At 69.8% G+C, this 23,620-nt stretch carries 21 protein-coding genes; 17 read left to right on the forward strand and 4 right to left on the reverse strand.

Going from position 1 to position 23,620, the window contains the following annotated elements; translation table 11 throughout:
- Positions 1-777, reverse strand: a 777-nt coding sequence (locus AAGI91_14870) for a YfcC family protein (GenBank protein MEM1043895.1), incomplete at its 3' end; no start/stop codon positions are given.
- 96 nt (positions 778-873) lie between these two features.
- On the opposite strand from AAGI91_14870, the gene AAGI91_14875 reads away from it, so the two are divergent.
- The 3 genes from AAGI91_14875 to AAGI91_14885 all read left to right on the forward strand — a co-directional run bounded on the left by AAGI91_14875 (position 874) and on the right by AAGI91_14885 (position 4,709).
- Positions 874-2,061, forward strand: coding sequence for a tetratricopeptide repeat protein (locus tag AAGI91_14875; protein MEM1043896.1), 1,188 nt, complete (start codon positions 874-876; stop codon positions 2,059-2,061).
- A gap of 534 nt (positions 2,062-2,595) precedes the next feature.
- Positions 2,596-3,360, forward strand: a complete 765-nt coding sequence (locus AAGI91_14880) for a DUF4292 domain-containing protein (protein ID MEM1043897.1) — start codon at positions 2,596-2,598, stop codon at positions 3,358-3,360.
- 131 nt (positions 3,361-3,491) lie between these two features.
- Entirely contained in the window at positions 3,492-4,709 is a 1,218-nt protein-coding gene (locus AAGI91_14885) for a peptidoglycan DD-metalloendopeptidase family protein (protein ID MEM1043898.1), read from the forward strand.
- A gap of 73 nt (positions 4,710-4,782) precedes the next feature.
- Here AAGI91_14885 and AAGI91_14890 read toward each other — a convergent pair whose 3' ends face one another.
- Positions 4,783-6,072 (reverse strand): Glu/Leu/Phe/Val dehydrogenase, encoded by a 1,290-nt coding sequence (locus tag AAGI91_14890; protein ID MEM1043899.1) that lies wholly within the window; start codon positions 6,070-6,072, stop codon positions 4,783-4,785.
- 136 nt (positions 6,073-6,208) lie between these two features.
- On the opposite strand from AAGI91_14890, the gene rpiB reads away from it, so the two are divergent.
- From rpiB to AAGI91_14930, 8 genes are all read left to right on the forward strand, one after another.
- Positions 6,209-6,880 (forward strand): ribose 5-phosphate isomerase B, encoded by a 672-nt coding sequence (gene rpiB / locus AAGI91_14895; GenBank protein MEM1043900.1) that lies wholly within the window; start codon positions 6,209-6,211, stop codon positions 6,878-6,880.
- A gap of 62 nt (positions 6,881-6,942) precedes the next feature.
- A complete protein-coding gene (locus tag AAGI91_14900) occupies positions 6,943-7,605 on the forward strand; it encodes a hypothetical protein (GenBank protein ID MEM1043901.1) in 663 nt (220 codons plus the stop codon).
- Between the two features lie 36 nt (positions 7,606-7,641).
- Positions 7,642-9,336: an amidohydrolase family protein gene (locus tag AAGI91_14905; protein ID MEM1043902.1), complete on the forward strand. Its 1,695-nt coding sequence runs from the start codon at positions 7,642-7,644 to the stop codon at positions 9,334-9,336.
- Positions 9,337-9,466: 130 nt separating this feature from the next.
- Positions 9,467-10,837 (forward strand): amidohydrolase family protein, encoded by a 1,371-nt coding sequence (locus AAGI91_14910; GenBank protein ID MEM1043903.1) that lies wholly within the window; start codon positions 9,467-9,469, stop codon positions 10,835-10,837.
- 95 nt (positions 10,838-10,932) lie between these two features.
- Positions 10,933-11,325 carry a four helix bundle protein gene (locus AAGI91_14915; protein MEM1043904.1) on the forward strand — a complete coding sequence of 131 codons (393 nt, stop codon included), beginning with the start codon at positions 10,933-10,935 and terminating at the stop codon, positions 11,323-11,325.
- Between the two features lie 32 nt (positions 11,326-11,357).
- Complete coding sequence (locus tag AAGI91_14920) at positions 11,358-12,662, forward strand: amidohydrolase family protein (GenBank protein MEM1043905.1); 1,305 nt, start codon at positions 11,358-11,360, stop codon at positions 12,660-12,662.
- 90 nt (positions 12,663-12,752) lie between these two features.
- Complete coding sequence (locus tag AAGI91_14925; GenBank protein MEM1043906.1) at positions 12,753-15,011, forward strand: hypothetical protein; 2,259 nt, start codon at positions 12,753-12,755, stop codon at positions 15,009-15,011.
- A 64-nt stretch (positions 15,012-15,075) separates the two neighbouring features.
- On the forward strand, positions 15,076-15,804 hold the full coding sequence (locus AAGI91_14930) for a queuosine precursor transporter (GenBank protein ID MEM1043907.1): 729 nt from the start codon (positions 15,076-15,078) through the stop codon (positions 15,802-15,804).
- Between the two features lie 145 nt (positions 15,805-15,949).
- On the opposite strand, the gene AAGI91_14935 is transcribed toward AAGI91_14930, so the two are convergent.
- Positions 15,950-16,267 carry a DUF2188 domain-containing protein gene (locus AAGI91_14935; GenBank protein ID MEM1043908.1) on the reverse strand — a complete coding sequence of 106 codons (318 nt, stop codon included), beginning with the start codon at positions 16,265-16,267 and terminating at the stop codon, positions 15,950-15,952.
- Positions 16,268-16,441: 174 nt separating this feature from the next.
- On the opposite strand from AAGI91_14935, the gene AAGI91_14940 reads away from it, so the two are divergent.
- From AAGI91_14940 to AAGI91_14965, 6 genes are all read left to right on the forward strand, one after another.
- The gene (locus AAGI91_14940; protein MEM1043909.1) at positions 16,442-18,172 is read left to right on the forward strand and encodes an FG-GAP-like repeat-containing protein; all 1,731 of its coding nucleotides are present in this window, start codon (positions 16,442-16,444) and stop codon (positions 18,170-18,172) included.
- Between the two features lie 4 nt (positions 18,173-18,176).
- Positions 18,177-19,298: a methyltransferase gene (locus AAGI91_14945; GenBank protein MEM1043910.1), complete on the forward strand. Its 1,122-nt coding sequence runs from the start codon at positions 18,177-18,179 to the stop codon at positions 19,296-19,298.
- A gap of 102 nt (positions 19,299-19,400) precedes the next feature.
- A complete protein-coding gene (gene pepE, locus AAGI91_14950) occupies positions 19,401-20,129 on the forward strand; it encodes a dipeptidase PepE (protein ID MEM1043911.1) in 729 nt (242 codons plus the stop codon).
- A 193-nt stretch (positions 20,130-20,322) separates the two neighbouring features.
- Positions 20,323-21,201 carry a patatin-like phospholipase family protein gene (locus tag AAGI91_14955; protein MEM1043912.1) on the forward strand — a complete coding sequence of 293 codons (879 nt, stop codon included), beginning with the start codon at positions 20,323-20,325 and terminating at the stop codon, positions 21,199-21,201.
- Positions 21,202-21,234: 33 nt separating this feature from the next.
- Positions 21,235-22,830 carry a transglycosylase SLT domain-containing protein gene (locus tag AAGI91_14960; GenBank protein ID MEM1043913.1) on the forward strand — a complete coding sequence of 532 codons (1,596 nt, stop codon included), beginning with the start codon at positions 21,235-21,237 and terminating at the stop codon, positions 22,828-22,830.
- Between the two features lie 17 nt (positions 22,831-22,847).
- Positions 22,848-23,222 (forward strand): rhodanese-like domain-containing protein, encoded by a 375-nt coding sequence (locus AAGI91_14965; protein ID MEM1043914.1) that lies wholly within the window; start codon positions 22,848-22,850, stop codon positions 23,220-23,222.
- Positions 23,223-23,233: 11 nt separating this feature from the next.
- On the opposite strand, the gene AAGI91_14970 is transcribed toward AAGI91_14965, so the two are convergent.
- Entirely contained in the window at positions 23,234-23,497 is a 264-nt protein-coding gene (locus AAGI91_14970) for a type II toxin-antitoxin system HicB family antitoxin (GenBank protein MEM1043915.1), read from the reverse strand.
- Between the last annotated feature and the right edge of the window lie 123 nt (positions 23,498-23,620).

Raw genomic sequence — 23,620 nt, forward strand, 5'->3', positions numbered from 1 at the left:
GAGGTGGAGACCGTCGCGGCGCTTCCGCTGGTCGATCTCGAACGTCGGGCTGCGGGTCGGGTCGCGGCGGACGCGCGCGGCGTGCCACATCACGAAGGCGATCACCACGACGGTCACCACCACCCACAAGACGACGCGAAACCCGACGCCCGAGAACAGCGGGACGGCCGCGATGCCCTGCGCGACGCCGACGGTGAACGGGTTGAGGAACGCCCCGGCGAACCCGGCGGCCGAGCCGAGAAACGGGATCGCCACACCGGTGACCGAGTCGTAGCCGAGCGCGAGCGCGAGCGGGACGAAGATCAGGATGAACGGGATCGTCTCCTCGGCCATCCCGAAGACGGCCCCGCCGAGCGAGAAGACGGCCATGAAGATCGGGACCGTCAGCACCTCGACCGTCCGCGACCGCTGCGACGCCACGACGAGCCTCCGGAGTGACGCCTCGACGGCCCCGGTCTCCGTCAGCACCGCGAACGCCCCGCCGACGAGGATCACGAACGCGATGATCGGTGCCGCGTCGGGGTCGATGAACCCGAGGATCGGGGCCTGGAGGACGATAGCGACGGTGTGGACGATCCGGTCGAGCGGCCCGTCGAAGTCGCGCTCGACGGTCTGGAATGAGCCGGGGACGACGACCTCGCGCGTGCCCGCGCCTTCGACCTCCATCTCGGCCTTCTCGTACGCGCCCGCCGGGACAATCCACGTGAGCACGGCCGCGAGGACGATGATCGAGAAGATGATGAGGGTCGTGTCGGGGGCTTTGAAGCGAGAGAGCATGGCGCGGAGGGTCGGGTCGGGCGGGCAAACTACCCATGCGGGATCGAACTTTTGCGCGGCGGTGCGTATGACGTGGTCATGCGGACGCCTAGCGGTATGCCTCGATTTTTTCTCTTCCTCGCTGTCGCGCTGTGCTGCGGTCCCGCCTCGGCGCAGCCGCCGCCGGACGCGTCCGAGGCCGTGCAGCAGGCCCGGAACGACGGGCGACGCGCCATGCGCGCCGAGCAGGCGTTCGTGCGGGGCTTGACCCGGGCCTACACCGGTGACTACGAGGCGGCCATCCGGCAGTACGAGCGCGCCCTCGAACTCCGCCCCGGCGAGGCGGCCGTACTGGTCGCCCTCGCCGAAGCCCACGAGGCTGAGGAGAACCTGTCGGCCGCGCTTTACTTCGCCGCCCAGGCCGTCGCCGCGGCACCCGACGAGCCGAGCACGTACAGACGGCTCGCCGACCTCCAGCTCGCCGCAGGCGAAGCGGACGCGGCGGCCGAGACCTACGAGAGCCTGCTCGACCTCGCGCCCGGCGACCTGACGACCCTGACGGCGCTCGCCCGCGCGCAGCAGCAGACGGGCCGCTTCGAGGAGGCGCTCGCGACCTACGAACGCGTCCTCGACCGCACCGGCGAGAGCGGGTCGGTGCGGACGCGGATGCTGAGCCTCTACCAGCGTCTCGGCGACCGTGCCGGGGCGGTCCGCTCCCTCGAAGCGCTGGTGGACCTCGACCCGGCGAACGCCGTGCTCCGCCGCGAACTCGCCGACGCCTACCTCCGCGCCGAGCGACCCGGCGACGCCCGCACCACGCTCGAAGCACTCGTCGCCGAGCGGCCGGGCGACGCCGCAGCCCGCGCCGCGCTCGCCGAGGTCTACCGCGACGCCGGAGAGGACGCAGCCGCCGATGGGCTCGTCGCCTCGCCGGCCGCCGAGGTCTCGGCCGACGCGCTCGCCCGGTCGCTGGATGCCGAGCCGGGCAACCTGGCCGGGTGGGAGCAGCTCGTGCTCGCTCACCTCCGCGAGGAAAACCCCGACGCTGCCCTCGCCGCTGCCGACGAAGCCACGTTCCTTTTCCCCGGCCAGGCGGCCCTCCTCCGCGTCGCCGCACTCGCCCACGCCGCGGCGGGTCGCGCCGACGAGGCCGTCCGCCTATTCGGAGACGCCATCGAGGTCCTCGCCGAAGACCCGGACGATGGCGAACGGACTGCCCTGCTCGACGCCCTCGACCAAGCCCCCGGCCTCGCGCCCGCCGACCGGCAGCGACTGCGGAACCAACTCGAAGGCAGCACGCCGTAAGTGAGAAACGATGTCCAGAGTTTCCAGCGGACTCAGCTTGGCCGGAACCGCCCTAACATGGCCCTGGCCATTTCTAGTTTGGGCATCTTTCTCGACTACCTGCACAACGGGTGATGACGATTCGTGGGCGATCACACTTGCCCTTTGCGGCTTCCTTGGCCTTTGCTCCATCTCGCTTCTTGCTGTCACTGGAGGTCCGATGAATCGTCAGCGACTCCGCCTGACAGTCCCTATCGCCACCTTTCTTCCCCTTTTGACTACGCTGAATCATGCCCTGAGGACGGGATTCGGATCGCATCACCTTTGCGGCGCAGGCTATGATGACTACCTCCCTTACGGTAGTGAACTGCTTGCACGCTGGTACTATCCCTCCATGTGGATTCTTGCTCTTACACTGAGTTTTTTGGCTACCCTCCCGTGGCTTTTGCGAAGGCAACGTACCCTGACCGGGCGTGCGCCGTAGCCTGCGGCGGTATACTTCCCCGAGCGCCCTGCCCGTTGAAAGCGGCGACCTCCACCCCACCCCTGCCCTTCGTGCGCCCGCTGCTCGTCCTCGTCCTGCTCGCCGTCGCCGGCTGCTCGTCCGGGCCGCTCGTCCGCGACGCGCCCGACCTGGCGGCCCCGGCAGACTTCCCGAACCACTCCGCCGAGCAGATCGTCCTCCTGATGGAAGCCGTGGCCAAGCAAGACTCGCTCGCCGCGTTCGTCAGCCAGGCCAATGTCGAGGTCCGCTCGCCGGAGCGCAGCGCCGACCTCTCAGCCACGATCCGGCACCGTGCGGCGGACACGCTGTGGGCTTCGGCACGCGGCCCGTTCGGGATCGAGGTCGCTCGCGCCCGCGCCACGCCCGACTCGGTGGCGCTCCACGACAAGTTCAACGGCAAGCTCTACCTCGGCTCGGTCGACGCCGCGTCGCAGTTGCTGCCGAGCCCGCTCGACATGCAGGCGCTCTTCGACACCCTCCTCGGCCGGCTGCGTCCCGACCGGGCGGCAGAATGGACGGTCGAGATCGACAGCAGCTACTACGTGCTCACGGGCGACGCGGAGCGGTTTACGGTCGATCCGGCGAGTTGGCGGACGGTCCGGTACCAGGGGTTCGTCGGGGAACGGCTCGTCGACGAGCGGACCTTCTCGGCGTTCGATGTCGTCGGCGGGCGCGTGCTGCCGCGCCGGGTCGTGCTTCGCAACCCAGCGGAGGCTGCCGAGGTGCGGATCGAGCACCGCGACCTGACCCTCAACCCGGCCACGCTGGCGTTCCCGTTCTCGCCCGGCGACGCCGAGGTGATTCCGCTCGACTAGCCTTTGCCGCGACCGTGCCGCCCGTCCCAAGCCCATTCTCAGTCTTTCGACCGCAGACGACGGACGGCGGACGGCGAAAGGCTCGCTGCCCCGGCGGTCTGCGGTCTACGGTCCGCGGCCTGAGTCTCGCCTTGCTCCTCCTCGCCGCGTTGCCTGCCGCGGCGCAGGACGACCAGCGGGCGGCCGAGGAGCGCCTCCGGGAGCTGAAGAGCCAGATCGCCGACTACGAGCAGCGACTCTCCCGCACGCAGCGCGAGGAAACGAGCGCCGCCGCCGCCCTCAGCGAACTCGACCGCGAGATCGCCGTCCGCGAGGCGCTCATCGACTCGTACCGCGAGCAGCAGGCGGTACTCAGCGGCGAAGCCGTCGACATCCAGCGCTCGATGGCGTCGCTCGAGACCGAGCTGCAGACGCTCAAGGCGGAGTACGCCGTCCACGCGCGCAACGCCTACATGCGCGGCCGGGTCGGCGACCTCGCCCTGATCCTGTCGGCGGGGTCGATCAACCAGATGCTCGTCCGGGCGCGCTACCTCCAGCGCTTCAGCCGCCAGCGCCAGGGCAAGCTCGGGCAGATCGCCGCGACCCGGCAGGCGATGGCGAGCCGGCAGGCCGCGCTCGACTCGTCGGCGGCGCGCATCGACACGCTCCTGGCCGAGAGCCGGGCCGAGCAGCAGGCCCTGGCCAGCCGCAAGAGCGAGCGCGCCGTGCTCGTCGAGGACCTCCGGCAGCAGCGCGCCGGGCTCCAGGCCGAACTCCAGCAGCGTCAGAACGACGCGAACCGGCTGGAGGCGCGCATCCAGCAGCTCATCGCGGCCGAGGAGGCGCGCCGCCGCGAGGCCGAGCGCACCCGCCGTGCCGAAGCGGAGCGCGCCCGCGCCGAGGGCGACACCGAGGCCGTCCGCGCCGCCGAAGCGGCCGAGTCGGCCTTCGTCGAGCTGACCGGCTCGTTCCGGCAGAACCGGGGGCGGCTGCCGTGGCCCGCGACGGGCGTCGTGACCGGCACGTTCGGGACGCGGACGCACCCCGTCTACGGAACCAAGACCAAGAGCATCGGGCTGGAGATTTCGTCGGCTCCGATGGCGTCGGTCCGCGCCGTGTTCGACGGCCTCGTGAGCCGCGTCTTTGCGATGCCGGGCTACGGCACCTGCATCATGGTCTCGCACGGCGACTACGCGACGATCTACGGCAACCTCTCGTCGGTGGACGTGCGGCAGGGCCAGGAGGTCCGCGCCGGCGAGGGCGTCGGGCGCGCCGGCACGGCCGAAGACCCCCTCGGGGCCGGCGTGTTCTTCGCGCTCTTCTCCGGCGGCGAGGCCGTGGACCCGGCGGGCTGGCTCGCCAGAAGGTGACGAACGACGAGGGACGAATGTCGAATGGGTGCCGTACGCAACCATTCGACACTCGCCATTCGCACCTCGCCATTTACAACATTCCGCGCAGCTTCTCGACCTCGACGACGCGCTCGACGGCGACCACGAAGGCGCCCTCGCGCATCGTCACGCCGTAGTGGTGGGCGCGGTCGCGCACGCTGCGGTAGGCGTTGAGCATGATCTCTTCGAGGCGGCGGTTGACGTCGTCCTCGTTCCAGCGGAACTGCTGGAAGTTCTGGGCCCACTCGAAGTACGACACCGTCACGCCGCCCGCATTCGCGAGCAGGTCTGGGAGGACGAGCACGCCGCGCTCGTTCAGGCGGCGGTCGGCGGTCGGCGTGACCGGCAGGTTCGCGCCCTCGACGATGAGCTTCGCCTGGACCGTGTCCACGTTGTCCTCGTTGATGGCCGACTCGATGGCGGCAGGAATGAGAACGTTGCAGTCGACCCCCATGAAGTCGGCGTGGGCGACGTGCTCGACGCCGGGCGCGTCGTAGCCCTCGATCGTGCCGTGGTCCTGGGCGTCTTTGTAGTCGCAGATGTGCTGAACGTCGAGGCCGTCGCCGTTGAAGAGGCCGCCCGACACGTCGGAGACGGCGACGACGCGTGCGCCCTGCTGGTCGAGCAGCTTGGCAGCCCACATCCCGACGTTACCGAAGCCCTGGACGGTCACCCGGAGATCTTTGACGGCCATGCCGAGGTCCTTCGCGCCTTCGAGCGCGCAGATCATCACGCCGCGCCCCGTCGCGGCCTCGCGCCCCGGCGAGCCGCCGAGCGCGAGCGGCTTGCCCGTCACGACGGCCGGCGCGTGCCCGTGCTGGCGGCCGTACTGGTCCACGATCCACGCCATCACCTGCCCGTTCGAGCCGAGGTCCGGGGCCGGGACGTCGCGGTTCGGGCCGAGGATGAGGTGGATGCGCGAGATGTAGCGCCGCGTGAGCTGCTCGAGCTCCTTCGTCGTCAGTTCGCGCGGGTCGACGTTGATCCCGCCCTTGCCGCCGCCGAAGGGGACGTTGACGAGGGCCGTCTTGTAGGTCATCATCTCGGCGAGGGCCCGCACCTCGTCGGCGTCGACGAGCGGCGAGAAGCGGATGCCGCCCTTGAACGGGCCGCGCGCGCCGTTGTGCTGGATGCGGTAGCCGGTGTAGGTCCGCAGCGTGCCGTCCTCCATGTGGAGCGGCACCTCGACCTTCATCTCGCGGAACGGCCGCCGGATGAGCTGGCGCCACTCCTCGCTGAGGCCGACCACGTCGGCGGCGCGCTTGAAGTTGGCCGTGGCGATCTCGTAGGCGGAGACCTTCGGACGTTGCTGGACGACGGACGGCAGGACGGCGGGCGACATAACGGAGAATGAAAGATGATCGAGGGGAGGAGGCTAAAGGTACTGGAAGCGCTTCCTATGATGGGCGTCTTTCCGGCAATGGGTACCCCGATCATCAGCGTAGCACCGGGGACCCGTAGGGCCGTAGCTTCCGGCCATGCCCGGACGCCCCCTCATCACCGAGCGCGACGTGCGCCGCGCCCTCGCCGACGGGCAACGCTCGCTCGCCCTCCCCCCGAACGCGCTCGTGACGGCCCTCGCCCGCGACACGGCCCACGACCACGGGCTCACGCTCGCCGAGCCGGGCGCGGCCTCGGAGGTCCGGGCCCGGCAGACCACCACGCGACCCGCGCCGCCGAAGACCCTCGCCGTCGGCTGCGACCACGCGGGGTTCGCGCACAAAGCGGCGCTCGCCCAGCACGCGGAGGCGCTCGGGTGGACGGTGCGCGACGTGGGCACCGACTCGGACGCCTCGGTGGACTACCCCGACTTCGCCTTTGCTGTGGCGCGGCTCGTGGCCCTCGGCGAGGTGCAGTGCGGCCTCGTGATCGACGGTGTCGGAGTCGGCTCGGCGATGGTGGCGAACAAGGTGGCAGGGGTGCGCGCCGCGTGCTGCGCCAGCGAGTTCGCCGCCTTCAACGCCCGCGCCCACAACGACGCGCACGTCCTCACCCTCGGCAGCCGCACCTCCGGCATCGAGGTCAGCAAGCGCGTCCTCGCGACCTTCCTCACGACCGCGTTCGAGGGTGGTCGCCACGCCGGGCGCGTCCAGAAGATCGAGGACGTGGAAACGCGGTTTCTGAGAGCGGGCGAGCGGGAGAATGGGTGAGCGGAAGAACGACCCCAACTTTACCTTTTGCCGCGCCCTCTCTCCCACCCCCCCTTCCTCAAGTGATCCGGCCCGATGCACTTCCCGTCCGTCTCGCCCGCTCGCGGGTCGTCCTCACGCCAGCCGAGGTGAGCGTGCTTTTCGGCGACGGCTACGCGCTGCGCGGGCGCGAGCAGGTCTTCGTCTCTCGCTCATCGCGGCGCGAGGTTGCGGTGGCGGTCGAGGCTGGCCCGGCCTTGCGCCTCGTACTCGACGCGCTCGACCGGCACGCCCTCGGCGACGGGGCGGCGCTGCGGCTGCGCGGCCCGTCGGGATCGGTGACGGCACCGGCGGTGGAGCCGGTGCGCCGACGGCTCGCGCTGCCGCCGGGTCTGGTCCAGGCGTGGGGGTTGCGGGTCGGTCAAGCCGTGACAGTGCAGGCCGGGACGGTTGCCTTCGGCGATGTGCAAGTCGAGGAGGGCGAGGGCTTTGTCGGCCTCGACCGCGCCGATACGCTCGCCGCCGGCCTCGCCGAGGGCGACACCGTACGGTGGGCGCGCGGCCTCGACCTCAGCCCGCCACCCGCGCCGCCGCCCGGCATCCGCCCGACGGGCCGCCTCGTCACCGAGACCGACGTGCGGCAGGCGCGGCTCAAGGGACAGCGGATCGTGATCCGTCCCGGCCAGATCGTGACGCCGGCCGCACGCAGCCTGGGACGCGCATTGGGTATTCTTGAGGGGGACTGATCCGCTATCTTGGGCTCGCCCCCACCCTCCCCGCCCATGCGTTTTCTCCTTGCCTCACTGGCGCTCCTGCTTACCGTCCCGACGCAGGCCCAGGACCGGCCGCCGCTCGACCCTGGCGTGCGCCCTGTCACCCGGACCTTCGCTATCACGAACGCCCGCGTCGTCCCGGAGCCGGGCCGCGTGCTAGAGCGGGCTACGGTCGTCGTTCGGAATGGACTGATCGAAGCCGTCGGCGAAGACGTGGCGGTGCCGTTCGACGCCGAGGTGGTAGAGGGCGACTCGCTGACGGTCTACGCCGGGTTCATCGACGGCCTCGGGCACGCCGGCATCGCCGAGTCCGAAGACGACGAGGCCGAGCGCCCGCGCGATCCGGGCAACCCGCCCCGCGAGGCCGCCGGCCTCACGCCCGACCGCGACGCCCGCACGCTCCTCGACCCGGATAACTCGTTGGTGGAGGCGCTGCGGAAGCTCGGCTTCACCGTCGCCCACAGCGTGCCGCATGACGGCATGCTCGCCGGGCAAGGCGCGGTCGTCCTCCTCGCGGGCGAGACGCCGGAGGCGATGGTGCTGCGCGGCGCGTCGTCGCTCTTCGCGCAGTTCGACGGGGCCTCGGGCGCGTACCCCGCCACGCCGATGGGGATCATGGCCGCGCTCCGGCAGCAGTTCCGCGACGCCGAGCGGCGGCAGACCGGCGCAGCGCTCTACGCCGACAACCCCGCCGGTCTCGACCGCCCGACCTACGACCCGGTGCTCTCCGCCCTCCCCCCGTCGCTCGGGGGCACCCAGCCGGTCTTCTTCGCCGTCGACGATGTGCTCGAAGGGCACCGAGCCCTCGAGATCGCCGACGAGCTAGGGCTGAGCCTCGTCCTGGGCGGGCTGCGCGAGAGTTCGATGCTCACCGACAAGCTCCGCGCCGCCGAGGTCCCCGTCTTCGCCTCGCTCGATCTCCCAGAGCGCCCGGAAGCCGACTCGACTGCGGCCGACTCGCTCGGCGTATCCGCTGGCGAGATCTTCCTCACCGAGCGCCGCACCCGCTCCTACGCCGACGTGGGCGACGAGGTCGAGGCGCTCAGCGCCCGGCGCCGCGAGGCCATCGGCCTCTACGAGCGTAACGCTCTCACCCTCCGCGAGGCAGACATCCCGTTCGGCTTCGCTACGCTCGGTGCCAAGCCGTCGGACGTCCGCACGAGCCTCCGCCGGATCGTCGAGGCCGGGCTGAGCGAGGACGACGCGCTCGCCGCGCTCACCACGACCCCCGCTGCCCTCCTCGGGCTGGAACGCAGCCTCGGCACCGTCGAGGCGGGCAAGATGGCCAACCTCGTCGTCACCGACGGGTCGTACTTCGACGAGGAGACGAGCATCCGATTCGTATTCGTCGACGGCGAGCGCTTCGAGGTCGAGACCGACGAGGGTTTTGACGCCGACGCCGAGGTGGTCGCTGCCGGGACGTGGGACTACCGCGTCGTGACCGAAGGCCAGACGATGGAGGGGACGATGACTATCGCCGACGACGGCGGTACGCTCAGCGGCTCGGTCGACGCTGAGGGCGTCGGCGTTGTCCCGATGGACGACCTCGACCTCGACGGCAACCGCCTCTCGTTCAGCGTCACGTCCGATGCCTTCGGAACGATCACCTTCTCCGGCCTCATCACCGGCGACACCTACGCGGCCGACCTGACCGGCGCGAACATCCCGCCGCTCGCCCTCAGCGCCACCCGCCGTCCGGGCTGATCCTGCCCCTCGTACGGGCGGGTCTGAGACCCGCCCCTACCCGACCGAACCCATGCGCTTGTTCGCTGCCCTTTTTGCTCTCGTTCCCCGTACGGGCGCAGCATGCTGCGCCCCTACCCCGACTGATCCCATGCACTTTCTTCTCGCCCTTCTGCTCTTTGCACCCGCCGCCCTTGCCCAACCGACGGGGGACCTGCTGATCCGGGGCGCGACCGTCCTCACCGTCACCAACGGCACGCTCGAAAGCACGGACGTGCTTGTCGAGGGTGGCAAGATCGTCGAGATCGGCGAGGGGCTTCGTGCCCCGCGCGGGATCCGTACGGTCGAGGGCGGCGGGCGCTACCTCATGCCGGGGATCGTGGACGCGCACTCGCACATCGGCATCTCATCGGTCAACGAGGCGACAAACCCCGTCACCGCTGAGGTCTGGACGGGCGACGTGCTCAACCCGCTCGACATCCGGCTCTACCGGGCGCTCGCGGGCGGCGTCACGGCGACGCACGCCATGCACGGCTCGGCGAACGTAATCGGCGGGCAGAACGAGACCCTGAAGCTCCGCTGGGGCCTGACCGACCCCGAGGCGTGGCGCTTCGAAGGCGCGCCGCGCACGATCAAGTTCGCCCTCGGCGAGAACCCGACGCGGGTCCACGGCCGGGGTCGAGGCATCCGGCCGGCGAGCCGGATGGGCGTCGAGCAGGTCGTCCGCGACGCCTTCACCGAGGCCCGGCGCTACCGCGAACGGCAGCAGGCGTACGACACGGCCCGCGACGAAGGCCGCCGGATGGCGCCTCCGCCCTACGACCTCCGCCTCGAAACCCTCGCCGACATCCTCGACGGCGACATCCTCGTCCACACCCACTCCTACCGGTCCGACGAAATCCTGATGCTGATGCAGGTGTTCGAAGACTTCGGCGTGGACCGGATCACGTTCCAGCACGTCAACGAGGGATTCAAGATCGCCCCCGAACTCGCCGCCTTTGGAGCCGAAGGGGCCGGGGCGTCCATCTTCTCCGACTGGTACGCCTACAAGTTCGAGGTCTACTACTCGACCGCCTACAACGCTGCCATCCTCACCCGCAACGGCGTCCGCACGAGCATCAACTCCGACTCGGCCGAACTCATCCGGCATCTCTACCACGAGGCCGCGAAGGCGCAGAAGTACGGCGGCCTCTCGGACGACGAGGCCCTCGCGCTCATCACCATCAACCCCGCGTGGCAGCTCGGCATCGACGACCGCGTCGGCTCCATCGAAGTCGGCAAGGACGCCGACCTCGTGCTCTTCGACGGGCACCCGCTCTCGGTCTACGCCGTCCCGCAGCTGACCGTCGTCGACGGGATCGTCCGCTTCGACCGCAACGCCGACCCCGACGACATGCGCGTAGTCGTCGACCCCGAGCAGGTCGTAGACGAGGCGACGGTCGCCGAGCGCCACCGAGGCCACAGCCACGACGAGTCCTGCCTGCAAGACGTCGCCGCGCAGGGTGCGTGGTGGCTGAGGTGAGTCTCTAGTTTATGGTTTCTTGTTTATGGTTGGTTACGCCGAGGACTCAGTGCATGTCTTACCGGGGGTACTTCCCTTCACCAACAAAGACTCCAATGGCCACGCTTACATCCTTTGAGGAACTGGAGAGCTGGAAGACCGCACGGCTGCTGACGCAGACGGTCTACAACGTATCCCGTTGCGGCGACTTCGCGCGCGACTTTGCACTACGCGATCAGATGCGCCGCGCAAGCATCTCCGTAATGTCGAACATCGCAGAGGGTTTCGAGCGGGGCGGGACCAAAGAGTTCATCAACTTCCTCTCGATTGCTCGAGGTTCGGCGGGTGAAGTGCGAGCGCAGCTTTACATCGCCCTCGATCAGGCGTACATCGACCAAGCCACATTCGACACCCTCGTTCAACAGACCAAAGAGATCGCCCGCACAATCAGCGGCCTCATGAACTGCCTCCAGCGCTCGAACCACCGCGGCCTCAAATACAAAACCTGACTAGAAACCACGAACTGCAAACCAGAAACCCCATGCCGTTTCTATTCGCTCTGGCGTTCTTGCTCGCTGCCTTTACCCTGCCCGAAGCGCCCGACCCGGACGAGGGCCGGCGCGGCACGTTCGCCATCACGAACGCCCGGATCGAGACGGTCACGAACGGCGTCATTGAGCGCGGGGCGGTTGTGATCCGCGACGGGCTGATCGAGGCCGTCGGCGCGGACGTGCAGGCACCGGCCGATGCCGAGGTGATCGACGGGACCGGACTGACGGTCTATCCGGGAATGATCGACGGCGGGACGCGGCTCGGGCTGCAGGAGATTGGCTCGCTCCCGGAGACGCGAGACTTCCGCGAGATCGGCGAGGTGACGCCGCACATGCAGGCCCTCGCGGCGGTCAACCCTGCGTCCACGCTCATCCCGATCACGCGCGTCAGCGGCGTAACGACTGTCCTCACCGCTCCCACCGGCGGAATGATGCCCGGCACGGCCGCGCTCATCAGCCTCCAGGGCTACACGCCCGAGCAGCTCGACGCCGGGTTCCGGGGCGTCGTGCTCGACTTCCCCTCGTCGGCGCGGCGCGGGTGGTGGGACCGCCGGAAGCCCGAGGAGATCGAGAAGCAGGTGACCGAGGCGATGGAGACGCTGAATGAGACGTGGGAGCAGGCCGTGCTCTGGGAGCGGATCGACGCGGCGTACCAGGCGGCCCCGGAGCCGCGCCCGACGCGGGAGTACGTCCCCGAGATGGAAGCGCTCGCCGCCGTCGTCCGCCGCGAGGTGCCGTTCCTGGTCGAGGTCGACGCGGCGAAGGACATCACGGCGGCGATTGCGTGGGCACAGGAGAAGAACGTCCGCGCCGTCTTCGTCGGCGTCGCCGAAGGCTGGCGCGTAGCCGACGAACTCGCCGAGGCGGGCATCCCCGTCGTCGCCGGCCCGGTCCTCGCGCTCCCGACGCGCAACACGGACCGCTACGACCGGGCCTACGCCAACCCCGGCCTAATGCGCGACGCGGGCGTCGAGGTCGCGCTGCAAACGGCCGAGATCGAGAACGTCCGCAACCTCCCCTACAACGCGGCCTACGCGGCGGCCTACGGGATGGGCCGCGCCGCCGCGCTCGAAGCCGTCACAATCGTCCCGGCCCGCATCTTCGGTGTCGCCGACCGCCTCGGCTCGATTGAAGCGGGCAAGTCCGCCACGCTCTTCGTCGCCGACGGCGACCCGTTCGAGACCAAGACGCAGGTCCGCCACCTGTTCATCGACGGCTACCTCATGCCCATGACCTCGCGGCAGACCGCGCTGTACGACGAGTACCTGGAGCGCACGCCGGGGCTGGCGAAGTAGCCCGGAGACCATACTAGACGGCGAGGCCTTCGAGTTGGCAGGCTGGTTGCTTATTCTCGCGTACCGCCTGCACACACTGCTCTTCCTGCTATGCTCCGCCTGCTACCGCCCACGCCCCGACGCCTTTTTAGCTCAGCCCTCCTGCTGTGCCTCGCGCTGACGCCTAGCCTGGCCTGCAGCCAGTCCGGCCCGGCCGTTGCCCAGACGAGCCCGTCGGCAGAGTCGCCCGCGCTACCACCTGATCTGCCAGCCGACCTTCCGGTTGCACTGTCCAGCACGCCGGCCGTCTCTCTCGGCCAGGCCGCCGACCTCGTCCCGACCACCTCGGGCTGCGTACCCGACGGCGGCCTGTGCCTCGTCCCGCCGGAGCACTACTCGGACCCCGTGACGGTCAGCGTGCCGGTTGGCGGCCGGCAGGTCGGGCTACACCCGAACGTGATCTACGGCACGGGGCGGGCCGAACTCGTCGCCTCCGACGGACGCGTCCTGCTCGCCGTCAGCGACAGCCTGCTCCACGGGCACGAGGCGTTCAACCCGAAGCGGCCGGTTCCGTACTTCGACTACCGCGACGGGGTGTTCCGGGACCGGGGCCGCCGGTTCCAGGCGGCGTGCCAGGAGGCGGGCTACGCACGCACGGGCTGCGTGCTGAACATTACGTACCGCTACGCGACCTCGGACGCGCGCCTGGAGCGCGCCGGGCTCGCCCAGCGCGGTGCGCGCGTCGACACGCTCGACGTGGCGTGGTGGGGCGTGGAGCCCGACGCGGAGCGCGACTACCAGCCGCTGCTCGCGCACATCCTGAACGTGGCGCGCTTCCGCCGGTCGGAGGTAGTCCAGTTCTCAGAATGCGGGGACTACGGGTACTACGGTTCCCTCGCCCTGCCCGACATCGAGATCCTGGGGACAGGCGGGACCGAGGTCGTGGACGCGCAGACGACCGTGGACACGCCCGAGGGCCCGGTGACGCTCGACTACCGGCCCGTCCGCGTCGTCGACTGCCCGACCCGGCTGCTGGCCCTGCCGCAGACGGCGCACCTCGGCCTCTACCGCCGCTTGCCGGAAAACGACCGCCGCCGCCAGCGCGCCGAGGCCGCGATGACGGACGAGGCGAAGGCTAAGATCGCGCTGCGAAGCTGGGCCACGGCGGTCTACCCGCAGAGCGGCGTCATGAACGTCACGCTCCGCCACCTCGTGATCGACAGCAACCTCGACGCGCAGATGCCGGAGCACGAGGCGCTCGGCCGGGACGAGGCGGGGCGTGCCCTCTTCGAGGAGTACCACCGTAACTCGCCGAACTGGAGTGGTTTCACCTCGCAGGGGCACCGAGGCGTCCGGGTGCCGCAGGGCCAGCGCATGCTGCTTGAAGGGGTGGCCATTCTTGGCTTCCCGTCCGACATGGTAGGCATCGAGGCGAACTTCTGGACCATTCGGCAGGGCCTGTTTGGCGGCAACACCCGCAACCACGCGGCCTACTGCTCCAACGGCGAGTGGGAGGACGTAACCCTCACCAACTTCTCGTGGACCTTTGTGGAGATGTGCCCGAAGCCTGGTTTCGCCCCACGCTCGACGGTGAAGAACCTCGTCGTCGAGCGCGCCGCGTCGAACCCGACCTACTGGCCCGACTTCACCGTCGTCAACTCCCGAGGAGCGAGTTGGGACCTCGACGGATTCTTCTTCGACCTCCGCGGGACCGACCTAGTCGACCCGTTCGAGGGCGTCGTCGATCAGTTCACAGCGCGCAACGGCGTCATCCTCAGCGGCCCCAACCTCAACGACCTCTGGCACGGCTACGACAACGGACGCTACAGAGGGAAACACGCCCAGCGGGTCGAGATGGAAAACGTGACCGTCTACCTCGGCGGCAGCATGGGGTCGCTGGTTGGCGTAGGCCGTAACCGAGACGTGCGTTTCCACGACGTGGAGATCATTGCAGCCCAGCCCGACGGCGAGGAGGCCGTGCGGCTCGGCCGCCTGGCGAAGGTCCGGGCCGCTCGGCCCGGACGCCGACCCGAGCTTCGCGTCTTCGACCGGGTGCGCGTGGGCGCGCCGATGTCCCAACTCGCTACGGTCTTCCTACCCGAGTCCGTGCCGGAGGCAGCCACCGAGCAGCGGATCGCTTCGATGCGCGCCTCCGGGCTGGGGGCCGCCACCGTGGTGGCCGTCCGCGACTCGCGGCTGACGAACCAGCGCGTCGAGAAGGTCCGCGGCAGCGATGCGGCGCTCCTCCGGCAGCTCGTCCGCGTCTGCGGCGACAGCGGCCTCACGCGCGCGATGTCGAACCGCGAGCGCGACTGGCTCGGCACCGACGCGCTGTGCGACAGCGTGTGGCAGCGCGTGGCAGCGCCGTAGCCTCTGACGCAGCATCGTGCGTGCCGGCAGCGTAGCTTCTGCGCCTCACCCGCTCCCGCCCCGTATGCGCCCGGCCTACGTCCTCAGCCGCCCGCAGAAGCTCTACGTCGTCTGCGCTGCGGTCTTCCTGACGGCCCTCGTCATCGCCGAGGCGACGGCGAGCAAGTTCTTCACGGCCTTCCACCTCCCGTTCACGCTTACGATCCTCGGCGTCGAGTTCAGCGAGGTCGTGATGACGGCGGGCGTGATCGCGTTTCCGGTCACGTTCATCGTGACGGACCTGCTCAACGAGTACTACGGCAAGCCCGGTATCCGCTTCGTGACGTTCGTCGGGATGGCGATGATCGTGTTCGAGTTTGCCCTCCTGCAGGCGGCGATGGCGGTCCCCACGGCCAGCATCTCGCCGGTGCCGGGCGAGGCGTTCGACACCGTATTCGGCGCGTCGGGGCGAATTATCCTGGGCAGCCTCGTCGCCTACCTCGTCGGGCAGCTGGCCGACATCACGCTCTTCCACTGGCTCCGGCGGCTGACCGACGGGCGGCACCTCTGGCTCCGCGCCACCGGCTCCACCTTGGGCTCGCAGTTCCTCGACACGGCGATTGTGCTGACGGTCGCGTTCGCGGGGCAGCTCGCCGCCGGCGAAATCGTGGCGATCACTCTCTTCAACTACGGCTACAAGGTCCTCATCGCCGTCGCCATCACGCCGCTGATCTACGCCGCGCACTGGGCGATGGACCGCTACCTCGGCGACGAACTCGCCGAGACGATGATCGAACAGGCCGAGGCCGCATAGCGGGTGGGGGTGCGCCTTCGGCGCGGAATGGGCGGAGCGGGAGGAATGGGAAGATCCGGCCCGGAAGGCGAGGCGAAAACAGGCGAGAGGACGAACAGAGGGTATGGCTCGGACCGCCATATTCCACCTTCTATCCTCCCATCTCTCAGTCGCGGCGGAAGAACCACACGAGGCCGCCGACGCCGAGCGCGAGCGCGAGGCCCGTCAGCACCGGGGGCGTGGTCAGAATCTCGGTCCACGGGCTCTCCTGCCGCGCGGTCAGGTCGAACGAGCGCTGCTCGGAGATCGCGCCGTCTTCGCGGTGGATCACGATGCGGCTCGGGGCCTGGCGGCGGGCGAAGATTTCGGCGTGGTTGATGGCCTCCTTCTGGGTGGCGGCGACGCGCGACGCCTGCTCCGCGCCCTGCTTCTTGACGGCCCATTCGTCGCCGCTCGGGACGACGTGGTAGACGGTCTGTGCCATGGTGTTGATCGTTGGTCGGTGAAGTGGAGAAGTGGGTGCCGGTGGGGGTTCCATGATACACACGCAGGGCGAGACAAGGTTGCACGGGATTCGGCGAAACCTTCCGCGCGACTCGCTTCGGACCGGGCGCGGACGTGGCGTATACTCCCGGCACTACGTCTCGCCCCCGGACCGATGACTCGACACCTTCTCCTCCTCGCACTCTGCCTGCCGGTGGCAGCGCTCGCGCAGCCGCTCCGCGTGCTCAGCACCTCCCCCACGCCGCAGGCGCTGACGGCCGACGCGGACACGCCCATCGAGGTCACGTTCGACCAGGCGCTGGACGCGGCGACGGTCACCGCGGCCTCGTTCCGCGTCTTCGGGCGGTGGTCCGGGCCGGCAGTGGGGACGCTCGCGGTCGAGGGACCTACGGTGCGCTTCGTGCCGGACGCGCCGTTCTTTGCCGGCGAGTGGGTGACGGTGTCGGTCTCGCGCGCCGTCGAGACGGCCGGCGGGACGCCGCTCGAAGGCTACGCCTACAGCTTCTGGATCCGCACCGCCCCGGCCTCGATGAACCTCAGCGAAGCCGGGCAGCTCTCGACGCGGCTGCCGCGCGAGCCGCGCATCCAGTCCTACGGTGCCTACGGCGGCGACCTCGACGGCGACGGCTGGAGCGACCTTGCGATCCCCAACGAGCAGTCCAACGACCTCCGTGTCTTTCTCAACGACGGCGCGGGCGGCTACGACGGCTTCGTGATCCACCCGCTCCCGAACAGCTCGGTCCCGAGCACGAACGAGGGCGGCGACTTCAACGGGGACGGCCTCACCGACCTCGCCGTGGGCAACATCGGCAACGACCAGGTGAGCGTGATGATCGGCGACGGCGAGGGTGGCTTCAGCGAGGGTACGGGCTTCGAAGCCGACAGCGGCGTGCGCGGCCTGTGCGTGCTCGACCTCGACGGGGACGGCCGCGACGACCTCGTGACGGCGAACCGGTCGGCGGGCACGGTGACGGTCCTGCGCGGCCTCGGCGACGGCACCTTCGAAGACCCCGTCTTCGTCGAGACCGGGACCGACGGCGAGACGGCCTGCGCCGCCGCCGACGCCAACGGCGACGGCTTCACCGACGTGTTCATCGGGGCCTTCGGCAGCGGCGAGATCACGACCCTCCTCAGCGACGGCGAGGGCGGCCTCTCGGTCGGGTCGCAGGTGCAGACCGGCACCGACCCCTGGATGCTCGCCGTGGGTGACCTCAACGGCGACGGGCACGTCGATGTGGTCTCGTCGGCCGCAGCGTTTTCGAGCCCCTACAACGTGGTCGCGCTCCTCGGCGACGGCGCGGGCGGCCTCGGCGCGCCGGACCGCTACCGCTTCGGGCGCTTCAGCGTCGCCATCGACCTGGGCGACGTGGACGGCGACGGCGACCTCGACATGGTGTCGAGCAACTTCTCGAGCCGCGACTTCGACCTCTTCGAGAACCTCGGCGACGGCTCCTTCGCCGAGCCCGTCTCGTACGCCGTCTCCTCGACCGGGGCCGGCTCCTGCGCCGTCTTCCACGACCGCGACAACGACGGCGACCTCGACATGACCGGGATCGACGAACTGGACGACATCCTCTACTTCTACGAAAACCCCGGCACCACCGACGCCGAGGCCGGTCCTGACGCGGCGTTCGACCTCTCACTCTATCCGAATCCGACCGGGGACCAGGCCGCGCTCGACCTCGCGCTGCCGGTGTCCGGCGCGGTGACCGTCCGCGTGCTCGACGCGCTCGGCCGGATCGTTTTCGCCCGCGATGCCGGCGTGCTCGGGGCGGGTCCGCACACGCTCCGCGTGCCCACGCGCGGGCTCGTCAGCGGCACGTACCTCGTCCTGGTGGAGACGGCGGCCGGGACCGTGTCGCGGAGGCTCACCCTGACCCGCTAGCGCCGTGCGTCTCGGCCTGCGCCCCGACAGCGTCCCCGAGCGCGCCGCGCTCGCCCTCGGCCTCGTGCCGACGCCATTTCTCCACACGCACCCGACGCTCCTGCTGGCGCGGGCGCTGATGGCGGCGGTCGAGCACGGCCTCTTCGAATCTCTCGCCGACGGGCCACAGCCCGCCCCGGAGGTCGCCCGTGCCTGCGGGACGCACCCAGCCGCGACTGAGGCACTGCTCGACGCGCTCGTCGGGGCCGGCTACCTGGAGCGGCGGGGCGAGGGCTACGCGCTCCGGCCGGTCGCCCGGCGGTGGCTGCTGCCCGAGAGCCCCTGCTCGCTCGTCGACAGCATCCGGTTTCGGGCGCTCGAGTGGGACTGGATCGCGCGCCTCGACGACTTCCTCGTGACCGGCGAACCGCTCGACTTCCACCAGGCGATGTCGGAGGAGGAGTGGGGCTTGTACCAGCGCGGGATGCTGGCCCTCGCTCGCCTCGCCGTGCCCGAGACCGTCCGCCGAGCGCCCGTACCCGACGGGGCTCGCACTCTGCTCGACCTCGGCGGCTCGCACGGCGCGTTCGCCTCCGCCTTCTGCGACCGCTACACCAACCTCCGGGCGACCGTCCTCGACCTTCCCGAAGCGCTCGTCCACGCGGCTCCTCTGTTGAACGACGCAGCGCCCGATGCCGGCGTGCGCGCCCGCATAACGCACCGCGCGGGCGACGCGCTCGCGGACGACCTCGGCGTCGAGGCGTGGGACGTCGTCTTCGTCGGCCAACTCGTGCACCACTTCGGCGAGGACGCCGGGCGCAGCCTGGTGCGGCGCATCGCCCGCGCGCTCCGGCCCGGCGGCGTGCTCATCGTGCAGGAGGTGATGCGCGACCCAGCAGCGGACGACCAGCTTGGTACGCTCGCGGGACTCTACTTCGCCCTGACGAGCGCCGCGGGCACGCGGACGTTCGAGGAGATCGCCGGGTGGCAGCGCGAGGCGGGCCTGGCTCCGCAGCGGTCCGTGCGGTTTCGGACGCTCCCCGGAGTCGGTCAGCAGAACGCGGTGAAACAGAGGACAAAGGACAGAGGACAAAGGACAGCGGACGGAGGACAGAAAGGTAGGCGCGGAGCGCGAGAGCCTCGGTAACTTGGACGTCTTTTCTTGACTCTCCCCACTCTCCCCACTCTCCCCACTCTCCCCACTCTCCCCACTCTCCCCACTCTCCCCACTCTCCCCACTCTCCCCACTATGCCTGCCCTCAACCGTCTCCTCCTGCTCAGCAACTCGCGCAACGCCGGGCAGGGGTACCTCGAACACGCCCGCGACGCGTTCCGCGACTTCCTCGGGACCGAGGTCTCCCGCGTCCTCTTCATCCCCTACGCCGGCATCCGCATCTCGCACGACGACTACGCCGCTAGCGCGCGCGCGGCGTTCGAGGCTGCCGGCTACGGGCTCGACGCGGTCCACGACGCCGAGGACGCCGGCCGCGCCGTGGACGAGGCCGAGGCGATTGCCGTCGGCGGGGGCAACACGTTCCACCTCCTCAAGACGATGGCGGAGCAGGGCTTGCTGCCGCGCATCCGCGCCCGCGTCGAGGCCGGCATGCCCTACATCGGCTGGAGCGCCGGGGCGAACGTCGCCTGCCCGACGATCTGCACGACGAACGACATGCCGATCTCCGAGCCGCCGAGCTTCGAGGCTCTGGGCCTCATCCCGTTTCAGATTAACCCGCACTACACCGACGCCCACCCGCCGGGCCACCAGGGCGAGACCCGCTCCGACCGCATCGCCGAATTCTGCACGGTGAACCCGGCGGTGCCCGTGGCGGGCCTACCGGAAGGGACATGGGTCCGCGTCGAGGGCGACCGGCTCTCGTACGTCGGCCACGCACCCGCCCGCGTATTTCGAGGCACGGAGGCCCCGGTAGACGTGGAGCCGGGCGATGGCCTTCAGTTTCTGATGGACGGGGGACGGTGAGACGGTGGACAGAGGACGGTGGACAGAGGACGGTGGACAGAGGACGGTGGACAGAGGACGGTGGGCGCGTTGCGCGGAGGTCTCGGTAGCTTTGGCGGTTTTACTTTGCTCATCCGCTCATCCGCTCATCCTGCCAAACCGAATCGGGCCGTGCGCGTAGCATCTCTTTCTCCTCTCCCCCTCTTCTGCTGACATGGACGCTGCGCCCGACCGCCCTCTCTTTGGCCTAGCCCTCGGCGGCGGCGGTGCGCGCGGGTTCGCGCACGTCGGCGTGCTGAAGGTGCTCGCGCGCGAGGGGATCCAGGCCGACGTGATCGCCGGGACCTCGATGGGCGGGCTGATCGGCGCGGCCTACGCCTCGGGCTCGCCGGTGGAACTGATCGAGCGCGAGGTACTGGGCCTCGCGCAGCGGAGCCGCCTCCTCCGCCTCGCCGACCGCATCCCCTCGCTCCAGGCGCTCCTCTCCGGCAAGCGCCTCGAGACCTACCTCGCTGAGGTGATGGGCGCGGACAGCACCTTTGCCGACCTCCGGCGCCCCCTGTCGCTCGTCACCTCGGACCTCGTCACGGGGCGCGAGGTGGTGCTCACGCGTGGCCCGCTCGTGCCGGCGATGCGGGCCACGATGTCGCTCCCCGGCATCTTCGCGCCTGTCGAGATGGGCCGCTACCGCCTCGTCGACGGCGGCATCCTGAACAACGTCCCCGCCGACCGCACCCGTGACCTCGGAGCCGACGTGGTGATGGCAGTGGACGTGCTCCCTCACTTTCCGGCCAACCAACTCGGCGAGGCTCCACGCGTCGAAGCCCTCGAGCTTCCGCTTGTGCCGCCGGGGGTCCGCGATGTGTGGGAGGCTGGGTTCGTGACCATCTCCGCACTGACGGCGCGCAACCTGGAGCAGGCGCGCCCAGACCTCATCGTCCGTCCCGCCCTTCCGGCCGACGTGAATGTGCTCTTCGGGTTCACCCGGGCCGACGAGCTCATCGCCGCCGGCGAGCGGGCGATGCGGGCAGCGCTCCCGAGGCTGCGCGAGGCGCTCCGTCCCGCCGGCGTCCCCGCGCCCCGCGCCCTCTAACCGAACCCCCTCCTCCGCTCTCAGTCTGGTTCATTGCGTTTCCTCCTCATCCTGTGCTCTGCCGTCGCACTCGCAGCCTGCGGCGACCTCGGTTCCGGCAGTGCCGGTCTGCCTCCCCCCGTCGACCGCGACCTCGACGCTATTGCTGAGCGCGACACGCTCGTAGCGCTGACGACCTACAACTCGACCTCGTACTTCCTCTACCGGGGCGAGCCGCTCGGGTACGAGTACGGCCTACTCAGGCGCTTCGCCGAGAGCCAAGACCTGACGCTCAAGATGCGCGTCGTCTCCGACTCCGACAGCCTCTTCATCCTCCTCAACGAGGGCGCGGGCGACATCGTGGCCTCGCGCATCGTTCCGACGGCCGCCGACAGCGCCGACGTGGCCTTCACGAGCGCCCTCTACCGGACCGAGCCGATCCTCGTGCAGCGGGCCGAGTCCGAACTCGAACTGCCCGACTCCGTGGACTCCGTCATCGTGAAGGGGGCCGAAGCCGCCGACACGACGACGGAGTTGGTCGAGGCCATCGGCGAGGCGGAGGACCTGGCGGAGTCCGTGGAACTGAGCGCCCGGCTCATCACGCAGCCTCGCCAGCTCGCGGGCGAGGAGGTCCACCTGCCGGGCAACTCGCCCTACGAGGAGACCCTGGTCGAACTCTCCGACGCCGTCACGGGCGACATCTACGTCGTCGAACTCGGCGGCGACGTGTCGTCCGAAGAGCTGATCCGCCAGGTCTCGGCCGGCACGGTCGACTACACGGTCTCCCAGGAGAACGTCGCCGACCTGCGGAACGAGTATTACTCTAACATCACCGTGCAGCCGGTGATGGGGGCGGCGCACGACGTAGCCTGGGCCGTGCGCTCGAACGCGCCCGACCTCCAGACCGCCCTCAGCGCGTGGATCGACGACGACGCCAACAGCAGGACCGAGCGCATCCTCTACCGCAAATACTTCATCGACCGGAAGGGCTACCGCGAGCGCGTGCGGAGCGACTACCTCACCGGCGAGACCGGGGTGCTCTCGGACTACGACGACCTCCTGAAGAAGTACGCGGCCGAGATCAACTGGGACTGGCGGCTGCTCGCCTCGCAGACCTACCAGGAGTCCCGGTTCGACCCCGACGCGCAGTCGTGGGCCGGCGCGACGGGCCTCCTCCAGCTCATGCCGCCGACCGCCCGCGAGTTCGGGGTCACGAACGCCTACGACCCCGAGGACAACGTAGCCGGGGCCGTCCGCTTCATCCGCTGGCTGGAGAACTACTGGGACGACAGGATCGAGGACGAGACCCAGCGCATGCGGTTCGTGCTGGCGTCCTACAACACCGGGCACGGCCACGTCGAGGACGCCCGCCGCCTGACCGTCAAGCACGGCGGCGACGACACCGTCTGGGACGAGGTCGCCTTCTGGCTCCTCCAGAAGTCGAAGGCCGAGGTCTACACCGACCCCGTGGTGAAGTACGGCTTCGCGCGCGGCCTGGAGCCCGTGACCTACGTCGAACTGATCCTCGACCGCTACGATCACTACCGGCAGTTCGTCACGGGCGACGGGGACGCCGCCCTCGCCGGCGCCACACCGCAGCGGTCCGCCCCGAACGTGCAAGCCCTCGAACGCCTCGCCGGTCCCCGCTAGCTCGCCCGCAGCCCGCCATGTCCAAGCACGCTCCCCGGTTCGTCCGCCTCGTGGACGACGCCCGCGCCCGCATCACCGAGACCGACGTTTCCACGGTCGCCGCCCGGCTGGAGCGCGGCGACGACTTCGTGCTGGTCGACGTGCGCGAGGGGAGTGAGTGGGCCGCCGGGCACCTCCCCGGCGCGGTCCACCTGGGCCGAGGCGTCCTCGAGCGCGACATCGAGGTAGCCGTCCCCAACCTCGACGCAGAGATCGTGCTCTACTGCGGCGGCGGCTACCGCTCGGCTCTGGCGGCCGACAACCTCGGGCGGATGGGCTACACAAGCGTCGCCTCGATGGACGGCGGCGTCCGGGGCTGGAAGGCCGCCGGGCACGCGATGGAAGCGGGGTGAGAGGACAGTCGCTACGCTGCGCTGGCGATTTCGAGGTACGCCGAGCGCGTCGACGGTTCTGGAACCGGGTAGCCTTCGAGCACCAGCCCTTCGACGTGGAACTCCATCGCCTCTTTCATTTCCTGTTCTACCTCCGACTCCGTAGCGCCGGTAGCGACGCAGCCCGGTAGGTCCGGGGAGTACGCCGAGAAACCGGTTCCTGTTGGCTCGATGACAACGAGACACTTCCATCCCTTCAGACCGGCTTGTTTGAGAATTGTAAAGATTGCAGACACCGTTTCCTGCAGGGGTACAGGTTGAAAGGTAGTGGCAGCGGGGTACGGTCATGATGGAGGCCAGATCTCCTTGTCGATGGCGTGGTCCCGCACCCGGAGGTTTCCCTCCTGGCTCGGGTCGTA

This window comes from Bacteroidota bacterium (assembly GCA_038746285.1).
Classification (GTDB): Bacteria; Bacteroidota; Rhodothermia; order Rhodothermales; family JANQRZ01; genus JANQRZ01.

Excerpts from the sequence above, each read along its gene's own strand:
- AAGI91_14920 (MEM1043905.1), top strand. The coding sequence starts at position 11,358 with ATGCCGTTTCTATTCGCTCTGGCGTTCTTGCTCGCTGCCTTTACCCTG.
- AAGI91_14915 (MEM1043904.1), top strand. The coding sequence starts at position 10,933 with ATGGCCACGCTTACATCCTTTGAGGAACTGGAGAGCTGGAAGACCGCA.
- AAGI91_14925 (MEM1043906.1), top strand. The coding sequence starts at position 12,753 with ATGCTCCGCCTGCTACCGCCCACGCCCCGACGCCTTTTTAGCTCAGCC.
- AAGI91_14890 (MEM1043899.1), bottom strand. The coding sequence starts at position 6,072 with ATGTCGCCCGCCGTCCTGCCGTCCGTCGTCCAGCAACGTCCGAAGGTC.
- AAGI91_14905 (MEM1043902.1), top strand. The coding sequence starts at position 7,642 with ATGCGTTTTCTCCTTGCCTCACTGGCGCTCCTGCTTACCGTCCCGACG.
- rpiB (MEM1043900.1), top strand. The coding sequence starts at position 6,209 with ATGCCCGGACGCCCCCTCATCACCGAGCGCGACGTGCGCCGCGCCCTC.
- AAGI91_14910 (MEM1043903.1), top strand. The coding sequence starts at position 9,467 with ATGCACTTTCTTCTCGCCCTTCTGCTCTTTGCACCCGCCGCCCTTGCC.
- AAGI91_14940 (MEM1043909.1), top strand. The coding sequence starts at position 16,442 with ATGACTCGACACCTTCTCCTCCTCGCACTCTGCCTGCCGGTGGCAGCG.
- AAGI91_14935 (MEM1043908.1), bottom strand. The coding sequence starts at position 16,267 with ATGGCACAGACCGTCTACCACGTCGTCCCGAGCGGCGACGAATGGGCC.
- AAGI91_14965 (MEM1043914.1), top strand. The coding sequence starts at position 22,848 with ATGTCCAAGCACGCTCCCCGGTTCGTCCGCCTCGTGGACGACGCCCGC.
- pepE (MEM1043911.1), top strand. The coding sequence starts at position 19,401 with ATGCCTGCCCTCAACCGTCTCCTCCTGCTCAGCAACTCGCGCAACGCC.
- AAGI91_14955 (MEM1043912.1), top strand. The coding sequence starts at position 20,323 with ATGGACGCTGCGCCCGACCGCCCTCTCTTTGGCCTAGCCCTCGGCGGC.
- AAGI91_14930 (MEM1043907.1), top strand. The coding sequence starts at position 15,076 with ATGCGCCCGGCCTACGTCCTCAGCCGCCCGCAGAAGCTCTACGTCGTC.
- AAGI91_14875 (MEM1043896.1), top strand. The coding sequence starts at position 874 with ATGCCTCGATTTTTTCTCTTCCTCGCTGTCGCGCTGTGCTGCGGTCCC.